General features: G+C 36.3%; 10 protein-coding genes. 5 read left to right on the top strand and 5 right to left on the bottom strand.

Annotated elements, in window-relative coordinates; all coding sequences use genetic code 11:
• Positions 1–13: 13 nt before the first annotated feature.
• The 4 genes from NNJ85_RS09280 to NNJ85_RS09265 all read right to left on the bottom strand — a co-directional run bounded on the left by NNJ85_RS09280 (position 14) and on the right by NNJ85_RS09265 (position 9,677).
• A complete protein-coding gene (locus NNJ85_RS09280; RefSeq protein WP_254475443.1) occupies positions 14–1,189 on the bottom strand; it encodes a beta-ketoacyl-ACP synthase in 1,176 nt (391 codons plus the stop codon).
• A 10-nt stretch (positions 1,190–1,199) separates the two neighbouring features.
• A complete protein-coding gene (locus tag NNJ85_RS09275) occupies positions 1,200–1,484 on the bottom strand; it encodes an acyl carrier protein (protein ID WP_254475441.1) in 285 nt (94 codons plus the stop codon).
• 188 nt (positions 1,485–1,672) lie between these two features.
• Complete coding sequence (locus tag NNJ85_RS09270) at positions 1,673–3,991, bottom strand: NADP-dependent malic enzyme (protein WP_254475439.1); 2,319 nt, start codon at positions 3,989–3,991, stop codon at positions 1,673–1,675.
• A gap of 1,126 nt (positions 3,992–5,117) precedes the next feature.
• Positions 5,118–9,677 (bottom strand): hypothetical protein, encoded by a 4,560-nt coding sequence (locus tag NNJ85_RS09265; RefSeq protein WP_254475430.1) that lies wholly within the window; start codon positions 9,675–9,677, stop codon positions 5,118–5,120.
• 670 nt (positions 9,678–10,347) lie between these two features.
• Here NNJ85_RS09265 and hfq point away from each other — a divergent pair.
• From hfq to NNJ85_RS09245, 4 genes are all read left to right on the top strand, one after another.
• Positions 10,348–10,551 (top strand): RNA chaperone Hfq, encoded by a 204-nt coding sequence (gene hfq / locus NNJ85_RS09260; protein WP_254475428.1) that lies wholly within the window; start codon positions 10,348–10,350, stop codon positions 10,549–10,551.
• A gap of 89 nt (positions 10,552–10,640) precedes the next feature.
• Positions 10,641–11,984 (top strand): GTPase HflX, encoded by a 1,344-nt coding sequence (gene hflX / locus NNJ85_RS09255; protein ID WP_254475426.1) that lies wholly within the window; start codon positions 10,641–10,643, stop codon positions 11,982–11,984.
• A gap of 145 nt (positions 11,985–12,129) precedes the next feature.
• Entirely contained in the window at positions 12,130–13,953 is a 1,824-nt protein-coding gene (locus NNJ85_RS09250; protein WP_254475425.1) for a hypothetical protein, read from the top strand.
• Positions 13,954–14,083: 130 nt separating this feature from the next.
• A complete protein-coding gene (locus tag NNJ85_RS09245) occupies positions 14,084–15,175 on the top strand; it encodes a COX15/CtaA family protein (RefSeq protein ID WP_254475423.1) in 1,092 nt (363 codons plus the stop codon).
• A gap of 21 nt (positions 15,176–15,196) precedes the next feature.
• Here the strand turns inward: NNJ85_RS09245 and argC are convergent, their stop codons facing one another.
• Complete coding sequence (gene argC, locus NNJ85_RS09240) at positions 15,197–16,129, bottom strand: N-acetyl-gamma-glutamyl-phosphate reductase (protein ID WP_254475421.1); 933 nt, start codon at positions 16,127–16,129, stop codon at positions 15,197–15,199.
• A gap of 342 nt (positions 16,130–16,471) precedes the next feature.
• On the opposite strand from argC, the gene glyA reads away from it, so the two are divergent.
• Positions 16,472–17,785 (top strand): serine hydroxymethyltransferase, encoded by a 1,314-nt coding sequence (gene glyA, locus NNJ85_RS09235; RefSeq protein WP_254475418.1) that lies wholly within the window; start codon positions 16,472–16,474, stop codon positions 17,783–17,785.
• The last annotated feature ends 8 nt before the right edge of the window (positions 17,786–17,793 follow it).

The following is a 17,793-nucleotide window of genomic DNA, read 5'->3' as shown; positions in this document are numbered from 1 at the left end:
TAGAAATTCCCCTTCAAACAGCCGTAAGTCGCACAACACCTTCAGCTCTTTTTATACCAATAGTGGTAACAAATATTTCATGGACTTCTTTAGAAAAAGGTTTTTCATGAGGACATAACGCTGGAAAACAACGTTTTTTTTCAATTGAAAGTGCTGCAAGAGCAAGTGCTAAAGGAAATTGTGCTTCTCGCATATAACCGAATAATGTTGTAATACCCCGGTAAGATAGATTAGCATCATCAAGAGCATTTTTTTCTTCTTTTGTTGCTTCATGAGCACCTGAAGCTGCTGAAATAGCTAAGGAATCTTTAGAGCCTATTGTTTTCAACATTGTTGCAATTGATTCCTTAAGCGGCGTTTTGGTTCTATCTGTTTGGTCTGTAAGAACTTGGCTAATTTTAGCATAAGCGCGTGCATTCCGTTTTTTGGCATGTTCTCCACTTTCAAGAACAAGAAAGACACCACCAGAACCGGTGATAATACCGCCACCAGGGTGAGTTTCACGATCCCACACAGAGCTCCATCCATTATGGGTTAAAAGACCACCAAGTTCATGAGCCAACAACATATCATAACTTTGTGCATTATAGGAACTTCCCACAAGAGCATGGGTACTTTGTCCTGATTTAATACGGGCGACAGCAATTTGAAGTGAAGAAAGTCCACTGCCTTCTTCTCCCATAAATGTGCGAGATGATCCAGTGACTTTATGAACAATTGAAATATTTCCTGCCAAAAGATTTGAAAGTTGTGCCAAAAATAATGTTGGACGAAGCTCAGACGAAAGTGCAACATTTAACATAGAGGCAGGATCGGTGACTGTACGTGCTTTAGAAAGAATTTGTGAATCAACAGTAATATCACGTTCTCCTCCACTTGCAGCTACGATCATGTCCATTGTTGACGTGAATTGTTCATTATTTTTCATGCCAGCATCATCAAGAGCAAGACCAGCAGCATAGGTACCAAGACGCTGCCATGTTCCCATTTGTCGTTGATCACTTTTTTTGGGAATTTGTAAGTTCCAATCAATTTCAGGCAATTTATGAACTGTGTAGGGCGAAAAAGTTGTACAATCTAGGTTTGGTGTACAGATTGGATCATTTAAGAGATTCCAATGTTGATCAGTTCCTTCCCCCAGAGAGCTTATGAGACCTATACCGGTGATGAATACAGATTGATCATGCATAGTGAAAAAATTACTCCGCCTGTTTTAAGGCAACGAGATCATCAATTTTTGCACAAAGGTTTTTAAGAACAAAGTACTCTTCTGTCGCAATTGTACCTTCATTGACTTCTTGCGTCCACTGTTCTAGGGGGACTTTTATTCCGAAAGCTTTATCAATAGCGAAAACAATATCAAGAAAATCAAGACTGTCGATTCCCAAATCATCAATTGTATGACTTTCAGGTGTGATTGTATTGCGATCAATTTCACTAATTTCTGCAATAATATCAGCAACTTTATCAAATGTGGAAGGCAATGTATGGATTCCTTATTATAGAGTTAGCAAATTCAAAATACATTTAATATCACCCTTCTAGCCTTTTTTCTCTTTTAAAAAAAGCCTTAATCCAGAATATAACTGTCTTTTCTAGAGAGAAAAGAGCTTTACAATATGTGAAATACTATATCTCAATATTTAAAAAACTTTGAAGTTTTATTGTACATTTATTTTACGGATTTATTTTTTCTATTTGCTGCAAGGACGGCAAGGGCTGTGATATTAACAACGCCTCGTGAAGTTACTGAAGGCGTTAGTATGTGGGCAGGACGTGCTGCCCCTATTAAGATAGGACCAACATGAAGTGCATTTGTGAGGCTTTTAACAGTATTGAGCGTGATGTTGGCTGAATCAAGTGTTGGAAAGACAAGCAAATTTGCTTCACTTTTGAGACGAGAATCAGGAAAAACACGATCACGAAAAACTTTGGAAAGAGCTGCATCACCATGCATTTCACCATCTGCTTCTAAATGAGGGTGTAATTTTGCAAGAATTTCTGTTGCTCGGCGCATTTTACGCGCACTTTCTGTGTTCTTAGAACCAAAGTTTGAGTGTGATAATAAGGCTGCTTTGGGTGTTATTCCAAATGCTTCAACTTCTTGAGCTGCCAATACAGTCATTTCAGCGATTTCTTCTGCAGAAGGATTTTCATTAACGTAAGTATCTGTGAGAAAAAGAGTACGCTGTTGAGAGATAAGCAAACTCATAGCAGAAAAACGATGAACATGAGGATCAAGTCCGATAATTTGTTCGATCAATTCAAGTTGACGTTCAAAACGCCCCTCTAAACCGCAAATCATCGCATCTGCTTCTTCACGCATGACGGCAAGGGCAGCAATCGCCGTTGTTGATGTTCTCACGATTGTTTTTGCCATTTCAGGCGTAACGCCACGTCTTCCTGTATAATGAAAAAATAAATTAACATAATCACGAAAACGTGGATCATCTTCAGGATTTGTTAATTCAAAATCTATATTAGGGCGAATTTTCAAACCAAAGCGTTTTAATCTTGCTTCTACAACATGTGGACGGCCAATAAGGAGAGGTATTGCTGTTTGTTCTTCAATGACAACTTGCGCTGCACGAAGGACACGTTCATCTTCACCATTGGCGTAGATGACGCGTTTACGTTTTGCTGTTTTTGCGGCAGCAAATACAGGTTTCATTGTTAAACCAGAAAGAAAAACAAATCGATTGAGGATATCATGGTAGGCTTCCATATCTTCAATGGGACGAAGGGCGACACCCGTTGCCATTGCTGCTTTAGCAACAGCAGGAGCAATACGTAGGATTAAACGCGGATCAAAAGGAGAGGGGATCAGGTAGTTGGGTCCAAAATTAGGCGGTGCTTTTGCATATGCACGGGCTACAACATCTGAAGTTTCTTCACGAGCAAGGGCAGCAATCGCATGAACAGCAGCCATTTTCATTTCTTCGTTAATTGCAGTTGCACCTACGTCTAATGCTCCACGAAAGATATAGGGAAAACAAAGGACATTATTAACTTGATTGGGATAATCAGAGCGTCCTGTGCAGATCATTGCATCGGGTCGTATAGAATGTGCTTCTTCCGGCATAATTTCTGGTACTGGATTAGCCAGTGCTAAAATGAGTGGATCTTGAGCCATTTTTTTAAGATATTCAGGCTTTAAAACACCACCCGCCGATACTCCTAGAAAAATATCTGCATCATTAATAACATCAGATAAAGTTCGTGCGTCAGTTTTTTGTGCATAATTGACTTTCCAACGATCCATAAGGGTTTGGCGGCCTTCATAAACAACACCCTCTAAGTCACTAAGCCAAATATTTTCAGCGTTTGCCCCAAGACGGACCAAAAGATTAAGGCAAGCAAGGGCGGCAGCACCGGCACCTGAAGTAACTATTTTTGCATTTTCAATTTTTTTTCCTGAAAGATTTAAGGCATTTAATACAGCCGCAGAAACAATAATGGCCGTTCCATGTTGGTCATCATGAAAAACTGGAATATTCATCTTAGCGCGCAGCTTTTCTTCGATTTCAAAACATTCAGGAGCTTTAATATCTTCAAGATTAATACCACCAAATGTAGGTTCTAAGGTAGATACCGTTTGTACCATTTGTTCTATATCCGATGCATCAATTTCAATATCAAAAACATCAATATTGGCAAATTTTTTGAATAAAACGGCTTTGCCTTCCATAACTGGCTTTGAAGCGAGGGGGCCAATGTTTCCTAAACCAAGAACAGCCGTTCCATTTGATATAACAGCGACTAAATTAGAACGAGATGTATATTGAGCAGCAAGATTAGGATCTTTATGAATTGCAAGACATGGTGCTGCAACACCTGGGGAATAAGCAAGAGCTAAATCACGTTGATTATCAAGAGGTTTTGTTGCTTGTATTTCCAATTTTCCAGGTTTGGGATGTTGGTGATAAAAAAGTGCAGCACTGTCAAGTTCAGCTATTGGTGAACTGAAATTACTCTTTCGTTCTCTAGACATTTTTATGATATCCAAGTTAGTGTATGTTTATATGGTGTTCCATCTACGATAAGGTTTTGTCCACTAATAGATCCTCATTTCTCTGAATATCAAAATGCATGAGCATGAGAAAATTCTTCTGGATCGTAAAACCAGTTTGATATTTCTTTTCATTTGTGCGTAGGAATAATTTTATTGACAGCGGCACCACGTTTGTTTTTCTTTCCTTAATAAAACGCGTAAAAGTGATTAGTCTACAGGCAAATAAAACATTTAATAATGATTACATTACCAAGCCATTATTCTTTTTGCAATGCTTACAAAATAAGGAAAGAACATAAGAGCTTACTTATTCATTTCATTCGCTTTTTATAAAATATATATTTTATTTAAATTTCTATACGGAAGTAGAAGAAATTTTAAAACAGAAATTTGAAAGTTATAAACTGTTTGTTCAGCTCTTTTTATAAGAAGATAGGAACGTTGAAAATGGAAGGTGTGTTGTTTATTGTTCAATTAATTGTTAATCGTTTAAAGTTGTATTTTTTATATACTGGTAAGTCATGTGTCGTAATAAACAAAAATTTCACTGAAAAAGCTGACATTGCGCATTTTATACAGGAATTCATATATTCCGTATAATGCGTTACTTTATAATTTAGAATGAAATATCTCGTATATTGGATGGGAAATTTGAATACACTAAGATTCATCCATTCATTTTAAATTTGTCTATATAATAAAAAATATTTACTTACATATTTTAAGCGAGAGCAGTATGTGGGTAAAAAAAACTTTAAGAAAGGAATAGGGATGTTTTTTATGAGCTGTTTTAATAAAAAGCATGAAAAATTTTGAGAATTAGCAAATAAAATAATATTACTGGTTTTGTTCTTATAAAAAATAAAATGCTTAAGGGGAGGATAAAGAAGTAAAAATATGCTTTAATCATTTTTAAAATGTTAGGCTGTTTGATGAGTCATTATACTTTCTTTAGGGTTATCACTTAGGTGACCAAAGGAAAATGCGTGCCAATTATCAGCTTTTGAAGTAAAAACTCCAGTTAATTATACAGCACCCTATGATGAGCAATTAAGATAATTAGAAAGAGAAAAGTGGAAAATATCTTTTCCACTTTTCTTATTGCTTATTGAATTCGGCCACTTGCATGAGCAAGCATGGTATAAACTTTTCCTGTATCTGATATCAGGTATTTGCGAACTGAGTTGGAAGAACCAGAACTGCACGATATATCACGTAAGAGCTTCTCGAAATCCGCAACATATTGATTTACTGAACGTTTAAACTCAAAATCACTCATATATTTTCTCTTAATCATTTCAAATATTGTTTTCCCATTCAAGGTATAAAGGCGTTCTGTTACGATGTTTTTTTGGCCACGTTGATAATGATCCCATAGCTCAACAATGGCATTATGATTAATCGCTTGCACTATACCTGATGCTAACGCGTTAAGAGAATTGTTTGTAGGACGTGATTTTGTTTGCACAGATGTTAAAACAGCATCATTTTGGGTTTCATCATAGAATGTTTCTTCACGTGAAGCTCTTTCTAAGAGATTTGACACCCATTTATTTGGTCTTTTTTTGCTTTGATCTTGTTGCAAAACAGGTTTAGGGGGGATGATCTTTTTAATTGACTCAGGGGAATTTTCAGTTCTCTTATTAAACATTGATGATGCAGGAAATGATGATATTAACTGTTCTTTTTCGCCCTTTTGATCATTTTGTATAACACTGACGAGATTTTTTAACGCTATAATTTGTTCATTCAAAGCCGTACGAATTGTTTGTGTTGTTTCTTTTGTTTTTTCTGGAAGCTTTTTAGCATTTTCATGAATATCATTATTAATCTTTGAAAGTTCTAAACGAACTTCATCCGCGGAGCGACGTATATCTTCTGCTGCTCCTGAAAAACGCGTTGATGCTTCACTGATAAGCCTATTAAGGGATTGTTGGAATGAATCTGTGGCGTTACGCGCATTTTTATCAGAGCGTTCAAGAGCTAAGCTAAAGATTTTTTCATAATGCTCAATCATTTGATTAATTTCATGAGACTTTGAAACAAGAGCATCGCTTAATACAGAAAGCGTATTATGTTTTTCTTCAAGTGTTGCGTTCAGTGAATTTTCTGACTGTTCAAGAACATGAATAGTTTGGGAAAGTGTTTTCGCATGCTCACCAAAACTATTCGTTATATGATTAATTTGTTCAAAGGTGTTGTTTGAGAGTCCTTGCAGAATTTCAACATTATTATTAAGTGCTTGATTTGAGACTGATAAACGCTCTGCTACTTGGTTCGTGTTGCGGAAAAAATTGTTCGTCGTTTCGTTAAACTGACCATCGATATTTTGAACAGCTGATAATAAAACATTACTATTTTCTTGGAAGTTGTAAATTGATTGATTCAACTGCTGTAAGATGGATGAGACATTATTCACAAGCTCTTCCTTCATAGCTGTTACTGTTTGAAGTGTTTCAGAGTTCGCTTTGTTTAAGCTATTCACTAAAGATTCATTATGTGCATAAATTCTTTGCTCAGCATCTTGTGTGGAGAGAGAGAGTTGCTCACCGATATGCTGCGTTAAAGAATCAATTGATTCTGTTGTACTTTGCGCAGCTTGATTTAAGTGATTTGTCAGCTCTGTTATTTTCCCAACATGTTCTGAAATTTGTGTTGCTGTCTGATTCTTTGCGTTTTCCAGACGGCTTGTTACATCAGAAAGCTGATGTCCTAAATTATTTTTAAGACTTTGCATAGAGTGATGAAGAACATCACAACGTTCGTTAAGAACTTGCTCTATTGCTGTTGTTGATGTGTGGATTGTTTCATTCAATAATGCTTGTGCATTATGACTAGCTGTTGCGAAGGCTTCGACAGTATGCGCTGTTTGTTCAGATAGAACGGACAGAACTTGTTCACTGGTATCATACACTGTTTTCTTAACGTTTGATACAATGCGATTGCCTGATTCTGAGAGAATATTTTCAGCTTGTGCAGTAGCATTTGTAACAGATGAGAGAATTTGTTCACCCGTAGAAGAAAACATATCAGAAGCTTGTATAATCTTATTATGCAGGTTATCTGTGACTGTATTAACAGAATCTTCTAAGCTAACACGCACATTGTCAATACTGCTTTCCAGCGCTTGTTGAACTATCTGACTTTGCTCATTATTAAGCATGAGAGACGTTTTTAACGTGTCAGAACGTTCCTCAATAACAGATGTTTGCATATCAATGGCTTCACAGACTTGGTTAAATTTCTCAGATAATGTTTCCTCTAGCGTTGTTGTCCGTTCAAAAATTTTATGTGCACGATCTTCTAAATTTGTATCGAATGATTCCATACGCGTTTCAAGGGTTTCAAAGAAAACACCACTCGATTGAGAGAGAGTATTCTTTAAAGTTTCGGCATGGCTTTCAAGGTTTTTGATATGATCTTGAACTGTTTCAGTAATGTTTTTATTATTGGCGATAATTGCACTCTCAACTAAATCTATTTGTTGTTTTAATGCAACATCGACACGTATATCACTTTTTGCGATAAGGTTATGGATTGTTTCCATGCGTTGCTCGAGTGTACGTGCTTGATCAGCAAGAACTTCATTGAGAGAAAAGCTATTAATTGCTAAAGAGTCACGCAGAGCATCAGCGCGGATGTCAATATTTCTCGCTTGTGCTTCTAAAGCATCTCGCGCTGTATTGCAGCTTTGTACAATGACTTCTTGTAGTTTGTCAGTGCATTGAATGATATTTGTAATATGATTTTCAGCTTGTTTATCAACGACTTGAGCATTATCAGTTAAAACTTTTTCAATATGAGAAGTATTTTGGACCAAGACATCAATCTGATTTCTTAATGCATCAGCGATTTTATTCTTCTCGTTATCAAGCATGTCCGCCATGAGAGCTCGTTGATCAGAAAGCTGCAATTTAAAATCCTGTGAACGTTCTTGTATAATATCAACAATGGCATTGTCGACATGTTGAATTTCTTCTCTCAAATTTTCTTTACTTTTATCAATTGCAGACAGAATAGCTTCACGTCCATTTGTAAATGCATGGGTAATGTCTGCTGTTTTTTCTTGGAGGTTTTCATTTATTTTCAAGACATGAGCTTCCAAGAACGCACCAAGTTTTTCAGCATTATCCTCTAAAGCTTGACTGCGTTCTATAAAGGAATCAATAATGGAGTTACTGTGTTCTTTAAGAGAAAGATCAACAGTTGCTAAACGTTGTTCAAAGGCTCCAATTGCTTGTGAGGTTACGTTATCAAATTTAGAAGAGAGTTTATGTGCTTGGTCGTCAAGCTTTAAGATCTTCTCATCAAAATTCTGGAGAGATTGATTATTGCGATCAAGAAGAGCTTTATCTAAGGCTTTAAACTTTTCATCAACAACGTGCAAAGTTTGATCTGTGACTGCTTGTATATGTGTTGCAATTTTAGCAGCATGCATTTCTGCTTTTGCTGCTGTTTCATTGAAGGTTTTTTCTATTTGTTTTTCATTATGATCAAATCGTTTTGCAAAACCATCAAAGTTTTTTCCTAATTCATCGAAAAATTCTGTGTTTTTCTGCTGAATTTGTGTTGTTGTTTCGTTAAATTTTTCAACAAGCTGATTTGTTACACCATCACCGGCATAGGAAAGTTTTTCAACAAGGTCTTCACCTTGTTTTTGTAAAGTTTGAGAAAGAGTTTGTGCAAGCTTTTCAACATTGGTGACAATTTTAGAGGTAACCAAGCCAAATTCATCGCTCAGTTGTTCCTGGGTCCCTTTAATCGTTGATTGTACACGATCGGCGTGATTCAAAATGGCTATGCGTTCATTACTCAATTCTTTGATGAGTGTATGAATGCGTAATTCGTTTTCAGCATAGGCTTGTTCTAGGTTATGAACTTCACCTTGTATGATTGCTTCAAGTTCAACAGCACGCCCGAGGGTACGTTCAATACCTTCATTCATTGCCGCGACTTCTTCACGAATGGTTTGCCCTATAGCAATAGCTTGTTTTTCAGATAATTGTTGTGGCTCACTAAGGCGTTGTGCAGCATTTGTCATAAGAAGAGCAATATTATGCAATTCGTTCGAACGTTTTGTTAATTGAGCAACACCCCAAGATATAAGGATAGGAATTGCTGTTCCGGCCGCTACAGCGAGTCCTGTTGAGGATGTCACAAAAGTGCTGATATTAGACAAGGAGCTTAGTCCAGCTGGGGCGAGTTTATGGGCAATAAAAGCTCCCCCAGTTGCCCATAAAGCACTAAGCGCTGTTGTATACCAGTAGATTCGAGAGGAAGAACGGTGCTTTAAGAGTCCAAAATTTACAGGGGTTGTTATATCATCATTTGCAGGAAGAAGTTTTGTCGACAATAATGTATTGTGAACCGTTCCCCCTGAAATATCAGATGAAGTTTTTGGAGCAAAAAGCTGTCCAACAACGGATTTGTCAATAACAGCATCATCATGAATATTAGAGACAAAAGTTGAAGGACCATTTTCAACAAAAAATTCTTCTTCTGCCATTGCAATTTTTTGAATCAAATCATCAACATTAACAATATTTTCAGAATTATTGGATGATACTGTTTCAAATGCTCTGTCATCGAAATTAAAGTTCATCGCTTTTGTGAGGGCTTCTTCAACTTCAACTTCAAATGCTTGCAATTTGGTTCTGCGTGCCATACTCGCCTCGTACTCTTACAGACGGAAAAAGGGATACGTTTTCTTCCACATAATTTCCGCATACTAGCTGTTAATTATTTAGAAAGAAATATGCCGAGGAAAAAAATTTGAAAACTTATCAAAATAAAGTTAACGCGGCATCTTATACTCTGTTTAAGAAGGTTATAAAATGTAATAAAAACAATTTATTATTTAATTCTAAAAAAAACAAAAATACTGTTTACAACTTGTGTTTATAAAAAGCTTTATTAGCTTATCTTCTTTGAGATAAAGACAATTTAATGGCAGTTATGTATTAATGTAAAAAAACAGTGCGGTGCGAATGCATTTTTGAGTATCAAAGCTCGATAATAAATGTTGTTGTCTGCTTACTTTTATTGATTCTAAAAGAAGGGGATTCATTACCTCGTAAATCGTCTGTAATAGATTAGGATGTATAAAAATTTGTTTCCTAACTGTAAGTCCATAAAAAAGTAAACGTGAAAAAAATTTTGAATTTAATAATAGATTTTCATAAGCTGTACTTTATTATTGCTTTAAAGAGCAGTTTTTTCTCTAATTTCAGTTGTTTGTTGCTAAAATTTTAAGCTTCTACGTTGACAATTGAATATTTTTCAGTCGATATGCATGAACGAATATTTTATGCAATCGAGATGAAGGTGTAAGAATAATGGCAGAGCGATCACAACACCTACAAGATGTGTTTTTAAATACGGTGCGTAAGCAAAAAATTTCCCTTACCATTTTTCTTGTTAATGGCGTTAAACTCACGGGTATTGTAACTTCATTTGATAATTTTTGTGTCCTTTTGCGCCGAGATGGACACGCGCAATTGGTTTATAAGCATGCTATTTCTACAATTATGCCCGGATAGCCTGTACAGATATTTGAAGGAGAAAGTCCTGAATAAACGCATCATTTTAAGATAAATCTCTTATCCCATTTTAAAATGCTTAGATTTCTATGATAAATGAAAATGAGATATTAGGAGGGGTGTTTTCGCAAATTATAAAACAGGTGCGCGCACTTGTTTTGATACCGATTTTTCAAGAGAATAGAAGTGAAAATTCTTGGAGAGAGTATTCTAGATCTTCTCGTGTTCAAGAGGCATTGGGGTTAGCGCGTGCTATAAGGTTAAAAATTGTTCATTATGAAACGATTAATATTGCAACACCTCATCCTGCAACTCTTTTTAGAAAAGGTAAAGTAGATTCGCTTACTGATTATATTAATGAATATTCTATTGAACTTGCAATTATAGATCACTTTTTAACGCCAATACAACAGCGGAATTTAGAAAAATTATGGAATTGTAAAGTTATTGATAGAACGGCTTTGATTCTTGAAATTTTTGGTGATCGTGCACGAACAAAAGAAGGGGTTTTGCAAGTAGAATTGGCGCATTTGTCCTATCAAAAAGGGCGGCTTGTGCGGAGTTGGACGCACTTGGAACGGCAACGGGGAGGGCGTGGCTTCTTAGGTGGACCTGGTGAAACGCAAATTGAAGCGGATAGACGTCTTTTACAAGAGAAAATTATTCGTATTCGTCGCGAATTGGAAACGGTTATTAAAACGCGTGCACTTCATAGAGCAAAAAGAAAAAAAACATCTTACCCTGTTGTTGCTTTGGTAGGGTATACGAATACAGGAAAATCAACTCTTTTTAATCGTTTAAGCGGTGCTGATGTTTTAGCAAAGAATATGTTATTTGCAACGCTTGATCTGACTTTACGCAAAGTTGTTCTTCCTCATGGAAAAACGATTCTTTTGTCTGATACTGTAGGCTTTATCTCTAATTTGCCAACAAATTTGATTGCAGCTTTTAGAGCAACCCTTGAAGAAGTAATTGAAGCGGATCTCATTCTTCATGTAAGAGATATGTCAGATCTTGATCATCGAGCCCATGCCAAAAATGTCTTAGAAGTGCTTTCAAGTCTTGATATCGATATTGATGATCCAGAGCATATCGTAGAAGTTTGGAATAAGATTGATATGTTAGATGAGCAAGCTTTGAATGTTTTACAAACGAGCACAAAAACACGATTAAATCCTGCTCTTATGGTATCAGCCCTTAAAGGGGATGGACTTGAACAATTATTAAGAACTATTGAAAAGCGAATTTTTGGAGAGGTGCAAAGCATTGAATATCTTTTAAAACCTCATGAAATGTCGCTTATTGATTGGTTTTATGAAAACTCTGCAGAAATAAAGCAGGAAGGACATGATGATGGCTCTGTTACCATTAAAGCCGTTCTTACTTCTGAAGCAAAAAAACAACTAGAGAACATCAAAAAAAATATGAATTAAGTTTTTTTAAGCTATTATTGAACTTTTTTACTCAAATTTTATGTTTTTCTTATCTCAAAATAATATGACAGCAAGTTAAGAGGATAGTTACTACTTTATCTTAATAAAACAATATGAAGAAGTATTTTGCTGGTTTAAAATAAAGATGAGTCTTAAATGCAATAAAAGACTGTTCGTACGCACAGTATGGCGAAACATTTTGATTGTTTTGCTGTTACAAATGCTATGTATCTCTTTGATTTGGTTGTATTATTTTATTCAGCCTCGTGGTTACCAAGCAACTTTAGTATTTTCATTATCTGATTCTGTAGGAAAGCCATTACCCATTGAAAAACAAGAAAATATTATCGCCTTTTTGTTTTCACAGCGCATATTTTTAGATGATTCGTCTTTTTCTTTAAGTGCTTCTTATAAGAAAAAAAAACAAGAAAATATTCGTTTATCGCGTCATGGTGATCTTATCAATCTTACTTTTCACGCTGAAACACTTGAAGCAGCTCAACAGGGTGTGGAAACTTGGTTTTCTGCATTTTCGCAAGCAATTATAAAACAAAAACAGTCTTTATTAAATGAGAAATTAAAAGACAAACGATATGATAATGCTGCAATCGTTAATATCATGCAAGGATTTCGTGCCTCTGTTGATTCTTTTATTCAGCATGGTGTAAAACAAACAGAGCTTCATGATCTTTCGATGCAATTAACGCAAGCAACTTTAAAGCGTATTCATTTAACAAGTTTGAATTCAACAATTAACATGATGCGTGAAAAGGGGCAGTCTTTACTGGCTTTATCACTTATTGCAGGCAATTCAGCAATTGTATCTCTGGAATCTAAACGTGATCTCTTGGAAGCACAAAGAGCACATATGGCTGTGCAATTGGGGTGGACACATCCTCAAATTAAGGCCATGACTGCGGAATTAGAGGCGATTTCTTATCAATTAAAAAATAAAATTTCACAGATCGCTGACCAAGTTCATTCAGATGAAATTATTGCAACGGAATTGGAAAAACAGCTCAAAAAAAAGATGAGCTTTTTTGTAAAAGATCAATCACAATCTTTGAATCAAATCTTTAACGCGTTTGAAAATAAAATAAAAGCAGAGATCGATGTACAAAATAAAGCGATGAGTAAGTTTGCTCAAGGGAGCAAAAAAGTTATGGGTTCACAGGGATTGAGTGATGATTCTCTTCTCTTGCAAAATGTAAAGATCCACGTGGTTACACCAACAAAGTTAGCGCCAATTTCTTTTATGGCTCTTTATGGAAAAAATATTCTTGTAAGTGCATTGGCGAGCTTCCTTACCCTTTTGTTCGGAATAATGTTATTTTCTCTATGCTTTAGAAGCAAAAAAGATCAACTCTCAGAAGAGAATTTGAGATTAAAAGAAAATGCTTTCAAGAAGAATGAGAGTATTTTAGTTTCTCAAGAAATGAAAAATCTTGAAGCTTTTATTACGATAGAGGGATTATCTGATGTTTTAAAATGGCGTGCTTCAACGGTTATTGCAATCATTGGAAAAGAAGCTGCACGAACAGCGGCAAAACTTTCACTTCATCTTACAAAAGAGCACAAAACAATTTTGTTGGTTGATATCTCTGGTCAACAAATCGAGAAAGTCATTGGTCCACATCGGGGACTGAGTGATATTTTAACGGGTAATGCTCAGTTACATGACGTTATTTACCGTGATTATGATACGGGAGTTGACATTCTCCCTCAGGGCTTAACAAGCGCTGTTTCTGCACACGGTTTTTCAGATAATATTTCTCATATATTACAAGAATTTAAAAAAGAGTATGATTTTATCATTTTAGAGATGGCAAGCGAACCTAAATATGGCTTTGAGCAGTTTGCAGAGCTAACGGACCATTATATTTGTAATACTGCTCTTAGTGAACAGGATTGGATGATACGGATGGTCAGTCACTTTCCAAAGACTGTGTATCGTGTTGTTGCATTATGAATTTCGTAAAAAAAGAAATATGTATCGCATGTTATAGTGGTACGCTTGTTTTTTGCTAAAGTTATAGTACATACTAGCATGTGAAGATTTTGTGTTTAAAGTTAAAAATGCATTGTAGTTGGAGAGAAGCGTGGGGCAATCAGAGATGGCAATAAAAAGATTAAACAATAACTTTTTAACACCTGTGCAAAAGAGAAATCGAAAGCAAATTCAGGTGTGGCTTTACTCTATTTTATTGCTTTGCTTAGCAATTGTTTTGGTAGGGGGAGCAACCCGTTTGACGGGATCAGGATTATCAATAACGGAATGGAAGCCAATTCATGGTGTTATTCCACCGATCGGTGAGGATCAATGGCAAGAGGAATTTTTAAAATATCAACAAATAGCACAGTATAAGCTGCTTAATCCTGATATGACTTTAAGTGCTTTCAAGGTTATTTTTTGGTGGGAATGGGCACACCGTGTTCTCGGGCGTCTTGTTGGTCTTGTTGCTTTATTTGGATTAATTTGGTTTTGGGTGACGAAGCGTATTGAAAAAAATATTTTATTCCCGCTTATTGTTGTGCCGATCCTTATCGCCTTTCAAGGCTTTATTGGTTGGTGGATGGTCGCTTCAGGGATTGGGCAAAGTAATCTAACCAGTGTGAGCCAATATCGTTTGGCATTTCATCTTATAACGGCATGTTTGGTTATTATTTTTGTTACTTATTTATCTCAAGGACTTGCAGAATATTCAGAAAAACCAGCCAATCAAAAGGTGCAATATTTTGCGGCTTGGATTGTTATTTTCGTTTTGATAGAGATTTATTTGGGTGCTTTGGTTGCAGGGCTTCATGCTGGAAAAGTCTATAATACATGGCCCCTTATGGATGGTCAGATTATTCCTGATGGATTGTTGCAGCATCGTCCTGTTTGGCTTAATTTATTCGAAAATCCCTTAACGGTTCAATTTATTCACCGATTTTTTGCTTATTTTTTATTTATTGTCTCGGCTCTTCATGCTTTCTATGTACAAAAAAGTGTTCCACATTCAACCCACTCTCGTCGGGCATTCCTTATCTGTGTTATGATCATTATCCAAGTACTTTTAGGTATTTTGACACTATTACATGAGGTTCCGATAAGTTTAGGGCTGATTCATCAAAGTATGGCATTAGCCGTGTTATGTTTTGCGGTTGCACACTGGCGAGCAACAAAAGGGGCATATCGCGTTGTTGAATAAAAGTTTATATCAAGATGGCGTTTAATTAACTGAAAGCATTAAATCGAGATTTTGGATAGCAGCAGCTGATGCGCCTTTTCCTAAATTATCGAAGAGGGCACAGAGATTAAAAATTCCTTCGCGATCGTTTCCAAATACGAACAGTTTCATACCATCTTTATTGGCAAAACATTCTGGATTCAGTCTTTGAAGAAAAGCCGTTTCATCTTGTGATGCAACTGAAATGATGTTTTGTCCTTCGTAATGGTTTGTAAGAATTTCACGCAGATCAGAACAGTTTGCTGATTTTGTGAATAAATGGCGGTGTAGTGGAAGATTCACAATCATTCCTTGAGGAAAACGACCTACAGTGGGTATAAAAAGTGGCGTTTGATTAATTTGTCCATGGAGTTTAATTTCTGGCACATGTTTGTGTTCAAGATTAAGGCCATAGATAAAATAATTTTCCTGAATATTTTCTTGAGATTGATTTTCCATTTGGGTAATCAATTGTTTTCCACCACCGGTATAGCCGGAGATTGCATAAATCGAGATGGGATAGTCTGCGTCTAGCAATCCTGCTTCGCGAAGGGGGCGAATCAAGCTAATGGCACCGGTAGGATAACATCCAGGATTAGAGACGTAATGGGCTGCTTGAATGCGTTTTCTTTGACCTGCTGTCATTTCAGGAAAACCGTAGACCCAGTTTGGTGCAACACGGTGAGCCGTTGAGCTATCAATAACCCTAATGTTTTTATTCTTTTTTAGCCAATGAACAGTTTTACGTGCTGCATCATCTGGAAGACATAAAATGGCAATATCCGTTTGAGTAAGATAGTCTTGCCGCAGATGAACATTATGGCGATCCTTATGAGCAAGAGAGAGCAGTTTTAAATCTGTACGTTTTTCTAAGCGTTTTTGTATTTGTAGTCCGGTTGTGCCGTGTTCACCATCAATAAAAACTTTGGTTACCATTCTTAACTTGCCTTGTATTAATTTTCCCTACGATATCCAGCTCTTCACATTATAAATTATTTTAAATCATTACCAACTTAAATAATAATTATTAACTTATTGAATTTTTTTAGATTATAGATATTTTTTGTAAAAGCTATCAATAAGGACGAAAAGAAGAAACTTAACTTCATTTTTCTTTTACTCTTCTTATGATCGAATTTTTTGCTGTTTCTACGACGAGGAATAAGATAGATATTTGTATCAGTATTTTTGAGTGTAAGTGGTTTAAAATGTTTGGTTTGCATGGTTTGCTGTGTTATCGTTTAGTGACTTTATTTTTCAATGTTAGGAATGTGTTTTATGACTCAGCAAGAAAATGACGCACAAAAGCGCTTTTTTAATGATAATTTACAGACAGTTGATGGTGCGATTTTTAATGCCATTAGAGGGGAATTTGAGCGGCAACAACATGAGATTGAGCTGATTGCCTCAGAGAATATTGTTTCAAGAGCAGTTCTTGAAGCACAGGGGTCTGTTTTAACCAATAAATATGCAGAAGGTTATCCAGGAAAGCGCTACTATGGTGGGTGTCAATTTGTCGATGTCGTTGAAGATTTAGCCATTGAAAGAGCAAAACAGCTTTTTGGTGCTGCTTTTGCCAATGTACAACCCAATTCTGGTAGCCAAATGAATCAAGCTGTCTTTCTGGCACTACTTCAGCCTGGTGACACATTTATGGGATTGGATTTAAATGCTGGTGGTCATCTTACGCATGGTTCATCTGTCAATATGTCAGGAAAATGGTTCGATGTTGTTTCCTATGGTGTGCGTCAAGAAGATCAGATTATTGATATGGATGAGGTTGAGCTGCTTGCGAAAGAACGTAAACCAAAGCTTATTATCGCAGGGGGCTCATCTTATCCTCGATTCTGGGATTGGAAACGATTCCGTGAAATTGCAGATGAGATCAGTGCTCATCTCCTTGTTGATATGTCTCATATTGCTGGTCTTGTTGCTGGTGGCGTGCATCCTTCCCCTGTTCCCCATGCACATATTGTAACGACAACAACACATAAATCGCTTCGAGGTCCTCGGGGTGGTTTGATATTGACGAATGATGAGGCTTTATCCAGAAAAATTAATTCTGCTATTTTTCCTGGTCTTCAAGGGGGGCCTTTAATGCATGTGATTGCGGCAAAAGCTGTGGCATTTGAAGAGGCTTTGCAGCCTTCTTTCAAAAGTTACACTGCTAATGTTGTCGCTAATGCAAAAATTCTAGCAAAAACATTACAGAATAATGGTTTTAATATTGTTTCTGGCGGTACAGACAATCATTTATTGTTGGTTGATTTACGTTCGAAAAATCTAACAGGAAAACGTGCCGAATTGGCTTTGGGACGCGCTCATATGACCTGCAATAAAAATGGTATTCCTTTTGATCCTGAAACACCATCTATAACATCGGGAATTCGTTTGGGATCACCTGCTGCCACAACACGTGGTTTTTTAGAAAAAGAGTTTACACAAGTTGGTCATCTGATTTCAGAAGTTCTTGATGGTCTTCGGGATGCAAAAAGTGATGAAGATAACCATGTCATTGAAATGGCGGTTAAGAAAAAGGTGGAAGATATAACGAATCAATTTCCTCTTTATTCTTATCTTAACACGCGTTAAGGATAAAA

Origin of the sequence: Bartonella sp. B1098, from assembly GCF_944896145.1 — a bacterium.
Taxonomy (GTDB): Bacteria; Pseudomonadota; Alphaproteobacteria; order Rhizobiales; family Rhizobiaceae; genus Bartonella.
This window is presented reverse-complemented; position numbering and strand designations above follow the sequence as displayed.

What these genes read in the sequence shown, in the direction of transcription:
- NNJ85_RS09280 (WP_254475443.1), bottom strand. Translation starts at nt 1,189, where the DNA reads ATGCATGATCAATCTGTATTCATCACCGGTATAGGTCTCATAAGCTCT.
- NNJ85_RS09270 (WP_254475439.1), bottom strand. Translation starts at nt 3,991, where the DNA reads ATGTCTAGAGAACGAAAGAGTAATTTCAGTTCACCAATAGCTGAACTT.
- NNJ85_RS09265 (WP_254475430.1), bottom strand. Translation starts at nt 9,677, where the DNA reads ATGGCACGCAGAACCAAATTGCAAGCATTTGAAGTTGAAGTTGAAGAA.
- hfq (WP_254475428.1), top strand. Translation starts at nt 10,348, where the DNA reads ATGGCAGAGCGATCACAACACCTACAAGATGTGTTTTTAAATACGGTG.
- hflX (WP_254475426.1), top strand. Translation starts at nt 10,641, where the DNA reads ATGATAAATGAAAATGAGATATTAGGAGGGGTGTTTTCGCAAATTATA.
- NNJ85_RS09250 (WP_254475425.1), top strand. Translation starts at nt 12,130, where the DNA reads ATGAGTCTTAAATGCAATAAAAGACTGTTCGTACGCACAGTATGGCGA.
- argC (WP_254475421.1), bottom strand. Translation starts at nt 16,129, where the DNA reads ATGGTAACCAAAGTTTTTATTGATGGTGAACACGGCACAACCGGACTA.
- glyA (WP_254475418.1), top strand. Translation starts at nt 16,472, where the DNA reads ATGACTCAGCAAGAAAATGACGCACAAAAGCGCTTTTTTAATGATAAT.